Annotated in this window: 6 protein-coding genes; 5 read left to right on the top strand and 1 reads right to left on the bottom strand. The window is 25.1% G+C overall.

Features of this window, described 5'->3' with window-relative positions:
• Nucleotides 1-81 precede the first annotated feature (81 nt).
• From pcn to AC8IG9_RS06110, 3 genes are all read left to right on the top strand, one after another.
• On the top strand, nucleotides 82-909 hold the full coding sequence (gene pcn, locus AC8IG9_RS06100; protein WP_507425924.1) for a proliferating cell nuclear antigen (pcna): 828 nt from the start codon (nucleotides 82-84) through the stop codon (nucleotides 907-909).
• A gap of 269 nt (nucleotides 910-1,178) precedes the next feature.
• Nucleotides 1,179-2,441, top strand: a complete 1,263-nt coding sequence (locus AC8IG9_RS06105) for a hypothetical protein (RefSeq protein ID WP_507425925.1) — start codon at nucleotides 1,179-1,181, stop codon at nucleotides 2,439-2,441.
• Between the two features lie 56 nt (nucleotides 2,442-2,497).
• On the top strand, nucleotides 2,498-3,025 hold the full coding sequence (locus AC8IG9_RS06110) for a DUF5872 domain-containing protein (RefSeq protein WP_507425926.1): 528 nt from the start codon (nucleotides 2,498-2,500) through the stop codon (nucleotides 3,023-3,025).
• Here AC8IG9_RS06110 and AC8IG9_RS06115 read toward each other — a convergent pair.
• On the bottom strand, nucleotides 3,020-3,277 hold the full coding sequence (locus tag AC8IG9_RS06115) for a hypothetical protein (protein ID WP_507425927.1): 258 nt from the start codon (nucleotides 3,275-3,277) through the stop codon (nucleotides 3,020-3,022). The genes AC8IG9_RS06110 and AC8IG9_RS06115 overlap by 6 nt on opposite strands.
• 69 nt (nucleotides 3,278-3,346) lie before the next feature.
• On the opposite strand from AC8IG9_RS06115, the gene AC8IG9_RS06120 reads away from it, so the two are divergent.
• Nucleotides 3,347-3,964: a hypothetical protein gene (locus AC8IG9_RS06120; RefSeq protein WP_507425928.1), complete on the top strand. Its 618-nt coding sequence runs from the start codon at nucleotides 3,347-3,349 to the stop codon at nucleotides 3,962-3,964.
• A gap of 73 nt (nucleotides 3,965-4,037) precedes the next feature.
• Complete coding sequence (locus tag AC8IG9_RS06125; RefSeq protein WP_507425929.1) at nucleotides 4,038-6,689, top strand: hypothetical protein; 2,652 nt, start codon at nucleotides 4,038-4,040, stop codon at nucleotides 6,687-6,689.
• The last annotated feature ends 189 nt before the right edge of the window (nucleotides 6,690-6,878 follow it).

The following is a 6,878-nucleotide window of genomic DNA, read 5'->3' on the forward strand; positions in this document are numbered from 1 at the left end:
ATTTACATTTTTTGATTTTTTTGGTTACTTTTTTTTTAAAAAAAGTAGTTTAAAAACAAAGTTTTTTATTATATTATTAAAATGTCAGAAAGAATTTTTGAAATTAAAACTTTGAAAAGTGTAATCATTAAAAATTTATTTGAAGTTATTAAACCTTATATTAAAGAAACTAATATTTTAATTAATAAAGATTGTATAAAGATTTCAACATTAGATGTTTCAAAAGTATCATTGACATATATTAAATTAGATGCAAATAAATTTGAAAGTTATAAATGTGACAAACCTGTTATTTTAGGAATTGATACAAATACATTTTTTAAAACAATTAAATCTGCAAATAGAAGAGAAACTATTACTTTATATATGAACAAGGGCGAAGAAGACAAACTTGGTATTGAATTAGCAGATCCTTTTATGGGTAAAGTAAAGGATTACAAGATTCCATTACTTTCTTTAGATGATAAAGTTATTAATGTATCCGATATCATGTTTGATTATGTTATTAATATGCCTTCAATTCAATTTCAACAAATTATAAAAGACATTCAACTATTAGAAGGAAAAGTTGTTGAAATAAAAAGTATAGGAAAACAACTTATATTTAGCTGCGAAGATGGACTGGCAGAATTTAAAACGGCAATAAGTGAAATAGATGATAAATTAAATAAAGATCAAAAAACTCTTTTACAACAAAATGGCGAAGATATTCGTTCTATTAAATTTGAAAAAACAAATGATAAAATTGTACAAGGAAAATTTAAATTGAGTCATCTTATGAATTTTATAAAGGCATCTCATTTATGTGAAAATATGAATATTTTAATTACGAATGATAAACCATTAATTTTAGAATATTTTGTTGCAGATCTAGGTATACTCCGGTTTTTGCTTGTATCACATATGTAGTAACTCCTCGTTTAATAATTGGATTTAAAATACTTTTTTAAAAAAAAAGTAACCAAAAAACAAAGCTACGCTTAACATTAAAAAGTATTATTTAGGAGTAAAATTTTAAGCGTAGCTTTGTTTTTTGGTTACTTTTTTTTTAAAAAAGTATTTTTTGGTTACTTTTTTTTTAAAAAAGTATTTTTTGGTTACTTTTACATTTTTTAAATTAAAAAAAAGTATTTGTTTAAAAACAACATTTATAATATTATTATAGTATTATAGTTTAAATGGAACAAGAAGAAAATAAATCAAAGTCTTTATCAAAGTCTTTATCTGAAGAATTTAAAGAAAAGGACAAACTTTCTACTGTTTCTTCAAGATCTTCAAAAAAACAAAAATCAAAGGCTCAATTAGAATCTGAAGATATTTCTTTATCGCAATTAGAATTAATGGCAAATAAGAAAAAGATAGCAAAACCTGTAGACAATATATCTATTGTATCTAAGAAAATTTCTTCTTTACAAGAAGAAAATAATTATTATAAAAAAAATTCTATTAGAAAAAGTTCTAGTTCAGATAGATCTAGTAGTTCATCAGATGATTCTAAACAAAAACGTAAAAAGGAAAAATTAGTCTCAAGAGAAAATCAAAATGATGCTATAAGAAAAGAAAAGAGTGAATATTTATTTAAATTCAATAAATTAAATGTTAAGGGAAAATGGAGTTCTTTACGTCTCGATATGAATTGTACATTAGATGAAATTAGAAATGAATGTGAAAGAATTAAAAATGAAATTTCTAGCGAAAGATCTGTTGCATTTTTCAAGAGAATGTTACTTTTAGGAGTTCAAGGTATTGAAATGATGAATACAAAGTTTGATCCATTAGGAGTTGACCTAGATGGATGGAGTGAAGCTATGGGATATTCTATGGAAAATCAAGAATATGATGAAGTTATGGCTGAATTGTATGAAAAATACAAAGGAAAGGGACAAATGTCACCAGAACTTCGTTTAGTATTTATGATTATTAGTTCTGCTACTATGTTTACTATTTCTAAAAAAATATCAAAATTAGATACTAGTAGTATGATGACATCTTTATTAGGTGGTCTTATGAATAATAAATCACAACAACAACAACAACAACAAAATTTTTACCAACAACAACAACAACAGCAACAAAATTTTTACCAACAACAACAACAACAACAACAGCCAAATGTTTACCAACAAAATATACAACCAAATTTTTTCCAACAAGCAAGTAATGAGAATGATATAAGATTACCGAATCCTTCCCAATTAAGAAGAAATAAGAGTGAAACAACTGAAGATTTTACACCATCAAAAATGAATAGTCCAAATAATAATTATATATCTCCAGACGGTATAGATATAGATAACATATTAAAAACAATGAATGAAAGAAAAATGGAAAAGGAACAAGAAATGGCTACTGAAACATCAGATGATATTTTAAAAAGTATTCCAATGAATATGCAAAAGAAACGAGGAAGACCAAAGAAAAATAATGTAGTAAGAATGTAATATAATTTTTAAAATAAAATTTTATAAACAAATAAAATTTTATAAATATATAATATATGTTTTCAGAACCAACTAATAAAGATTTATACAAACGAGTTAAAAAAATGGCTGACCATAAATTTGCATCAAAAAGTGGAATTTATAGATCAAGTTGGATAGTTAAAAAATATAAAAGTTTAGGTGGCAAATACAAAGGAAAAAAATCTAAAACATCAGGTTTATCAAGATGGTATAAAGAAAAGTGGGTTGACCTGAATAGACCTATAAAAAATAAGAGTGGAAAAATAACTGGGTATAAATCTTGTGGTAGAAAAAGTAGTAGTATAAAGGGAAAGTATCCATTATGTAGACCAACAAGGAAAATTACTCGTAAAACACCAAAGACAATTAAAGAAATTAATAAAAAAAGTATAATTAAAGCTAAACGAGAAAAATCAAAAGTTAAAGGGGCACGTAATATTAAATTTAGTGGTGGTGGTGGTAAAAGGTCGCCTAAAAGGTCGCCTAAAAGGTCGCCTAAGATGTCGCCTAAGATATCACGTGATTTATTAGTTTATTTTTTTAAAAAATATAAAAAATTATAAAATGTTAATTTTTTTAGAATTTGGTTTTTTAACTCTTTCATCTATTAGTGTAAAAATTGTTTTTGTTAAAAATGCACCTGTAATAACATTCGTTTGTACACCTGATAACATAGCACCGTAAACCATTAATATATAAAAAATGGCAAATCTTGTAATATTTTCTACTGTTGTATCATTTGCTAATGTAATTTGTAAATATAAAAAGCCTAAGAAAATACCTTTAATAATTTCACTTATAAATTTATCCAACATTTATTATATTATAATATACAAAGATATTAATTATTTAAAAATTTTTTTTCAAAGTAATATTAATAAGATATGAGCTATTCGTATATAAAAAGTGTTTTTCCTAATTTTGAAAACTTGAACAAAGTATATGACGAATCTCTTTATAGTAATTTACAACAAGCACCAGCACCAGCACCAGCACCAGCACCAGCACCAGCTCAGGCGCCAGCACAAGCGCAAACACCAGTTCCAGTTCAACCACCTCCTTACAATGGTTTAGGTGATTTTGCAAGTTCTCTTTTTGAAAAAACTCCTATACAAAATAATTTAAAATACTACAATAAAAGTGTAGTTGACCAAGAATTAATTAAAACACCTGTTGAATTATATAAACATAAACAAATAGACGTTAGAGGTAATTCATACGAACCATACAATTACACAAAAGAATTTAAACCACAACCTTACCTTACAGGGCAAAATATAATAGAAAAATTTGAAATAGAAAAAAATGGTGATGATGGTGGTGATTGTGATATTTATATAAAACATATTTTACAATGTAGTAAATGTAGAGAATTAGTTACAAGACAATTTGGAATTGATTCAGATAGAATTAACAATGAAGAAATTATGGAAGTGATATCTTATTTAATATTTGGTTTATTTATATTATTATTAATAAATTCTATAAAAAATAAAGAATAAAAAACATTTCTAAATTAAATCGACTTTACGTATGTTAATAAATAATAATTTATTAAAATATCTTAAAAGGTAAATGGATTTTGATGAAAATGATCTATTGTATAGTAACAGTTTTATATCAGAACCTGATTTAACAAATGAAATAGGAGACGATTTCAATAATGAATTTAAAACTTTTTATAAAAATGAACAACAATTAAATGAAAAAAAGAAATTAAAAGAAAGCATTGATAGATTATCTATTAGAAGTATTCGTTTAGAAGAAGAAACAGATGAACAAAGTATAATGAATACTAATCGTTTTGCACCTTCTATAAAAAGTGGTGGTGGTGGTGGTGGTGGTGGTAAACAACAAAGGAAAACAAAAGAAATTCTTACATATGTTAGTATTGATTCAAGGGATCGTGATAAATTATTATATAAAAAACCAAGTAATTTTAAAATTTTCTTGGGGAAAACTTTTTACAATGTAAAAACAATAAGATTATCTAGTATAGAATTTCCAAATACGAATGCTGTTATTAATACATCAAATCATCATATTCATTGGAGAAATAAAGAAGATATTACAAATGATACATTAAATGCTATTACAAAGGAGTATCCTGAATATCTTGTTCAACTGCGTACTGGTAGTTATGTTTCATCTTCTTTACAAAATGAAATTTCAAATAAAGTATCATTAGTTAAAAGAAGAGATCATTTAGGAAGTTTTCATTATTTCTTGGTATCATTGGATATTGATACAGATGTTGTAACCTTTACTTCACTTATTTTAACACAATTAAGTAACAATCCTTTACAAACTTCTGTAAATACTGGAATTATTGTGGTAACCGCTACAAATCATGGTTTTTCTGATGGAGAATATATTTATATAGTAGGGGCTCAAACACTTGCTGGTATACAAGGTAGTACCTTAAATACAAAACATAAAATTTCTGTATTAAATCAAAATACATTTGTATTTGAAATAAATGTAAATGCTTCTCAAACATTAACAGGTGGCGGAAATACTTTAAAAACTGGTAAAATTGCTCCATTTCAACTTTTATTTGGAGAACACAGTAGTACAGTTGCTCAAAATATAGGATATCCTTTAGAAAATAGTTCAGAATTAATTAATACTTATATAAAATCTATTACGAATTTATATCAAGCTACTATAACAACAATTCAACCAAATAATTTTACATCAGATGTTTTAGGAAAAATATGTACAATATTTTCAAGTGGAGTTTCACCAAATATAGATGGATCTGTTATTATTACAAGAATTATATCTAGTACTACCTTTTTAGTAAATATAAGTTCTAAATTATTATTAGAAAGTTATAATTCTGGTCAAGTTGTTTTTAATAATCAAACATTTAATATACAATCTATTTCAAATTATAAAACTAATAATATTTTAATTACAACATTTACAAAACACAACTATACATTAGATGATATTAAAATAAATATTACTTTATCAGGAACAAATACTACACCAAATTTAGATGATACTTTTAAATTGTTATATGTATTTCAAGATACAAGTTTTGTAATAGGTGGAATTCTTCCATCAGGAGGTGAAAGTATTATTAATACAATTGGTACTGGAGGTGTTATATCAAGATATAAACCATTAACTACTTATATTGTACATATAACAAATGTTATTATTTCACCAGATACTATTACATTAATATGCCCAAATCATAATTTACAATTAGGAGATTCTGTTATGATTCAAAATCTTTTAACATCTCCACCTATAGGAAATATACCATTTTCTATTTATGCTATACCAAGTTCTAATAGTATAGTGATAAATACATCTATTAAAACATTTAATACAGAAACAATTTTAAATAAAACTGCTTATTTATCATGTGGACTTTTTACAGTTTCATTCCCAAATCACAATTTTAACAAAATTGTTAGTATACAAAATACAACAGGTACACCATCTAACCAAACATATGGTAATTTAATAGCAATACAAACGCAATTACCACATAATTTTACAAATAATCAACTAGTTCGTTTTACTCAAACAAATACCACACCAATCATAGATGATGGTTATTACGTTAATGTAATTAACGAAGATACAATTACTATTCCTTATTCATTTCCTTTAATTTCACCAGGTACATCTGGTATTGTAGGATTCGATCAAAAATTTTATTTATACGATGCTATTAATGTAGGTGGTATATCCGAATCAAATATAAACTCTAAGCAATTTATAGTAAGAGACATAGTAGATGAAAATACATTTACATTTTATAATTCTGGATCATTTGCTACATCTATTGAAACAGGAGGTGGCGGTAATTTATATATAAGTAGTTTAATACATGGGTTTAATGGACAACAAACAAATACAAAAAATAATATTTTAAATAGATCTATTAATTTACAAGGTGAAAATTATTCATTCTTATGTTCACCACAATTATCTACAATGTTAAACACTGGACAAGTCAAAAATATATTTGCAAGAATATCATTATCAGAATCTCCAGGAAGTATGGTTTTTACTTATCTAAGTAATCCTAAAAGCTTTGATACTGTACCATTAAATAGTCTAGAAGAATTGGAATTTTCAATATTAAATTATGATGGAACATTTTACGAATTTAATGATCTTGATTATTCTTTTACATTGGAAATTACAGAAGTTCAAGACGTAATTGATAACTTTAACTTTTCTAGTAAACGTGGTATTATCTAAGCTAAACTTTTTTGGCCTTTTTTGGTAAAGCTTTTTTTTAAAAAGCTTATTCCTTTTTTGGTAAAGCTTTTTTTTTAAAAGCTTATTCCTTTTTTGGCCTTTTTTGGTAAAGCTTTTTTTTAAAAAGCTTATTCCTTTTTTGGCCTTTTTTGGTAAAGCTTTTTTTTAAAAAGCTTATTCCTTTTTTGG

Source organism: Candidatus Allofontibacter sp. (genome assembly GCF_040404065.1).
In the GTDB taxonomy this organism is placed as follows: domain Bacteria; phylum Pseudomonadota; class Alphaproteobacteria; order Pelagibacterales; family Pelagibacteraceae; genus Fontibacterium.

What these genes read in the sequence shown, in the direction of transcription:
- AC8IG9_RS06115 (WP_507425927.1), bottom strand. Translation starts at nt 3,277, where the DNA reads ATGTTGGATAAATTTATAAGTGAAATTATTAAAGGTATTTTCTTAGGC.
- AC8IG9_RS06125 (WP_507425929.1), top strand. Translation starts at nt 4,038, where the DNA reads ATGGATTTTGATGAAAATGATCTATTGTATAGTAACAGTTTTATATCA.
- AC8IG9_RS06110 (WP_507425926.1), top strand. Translation starts at nt 2,498, where the DNA reads ATGTTTTCAGAACCAACTAATAAAGATTTATACAAACGAGTTAAAAAA.
- AC8IG9_RS06105 (WP_507425925.1), top strand. Translation starts at nt 1,179, where the DNA reads ATGGAACAAGAAGAAAATAAATCAAAGTCTTTATCAAAGTCTTTATCT.
- AC8IG9_RS06120 (WP_507425928.1), top strand. Translation starts at nt 3,347, where the DNA reads ATGAGCTATTCGTATATAAAAAGTGTTTTTCCTAATTTTGAAAACTTG.
- pcn (WP_507425924.1), top strand. Translation starts at nt 82, where the DNA reads ATGTCAGAAAGAATTTTTGAAATTAAAACTTTGAAAAGTGTAATCATT.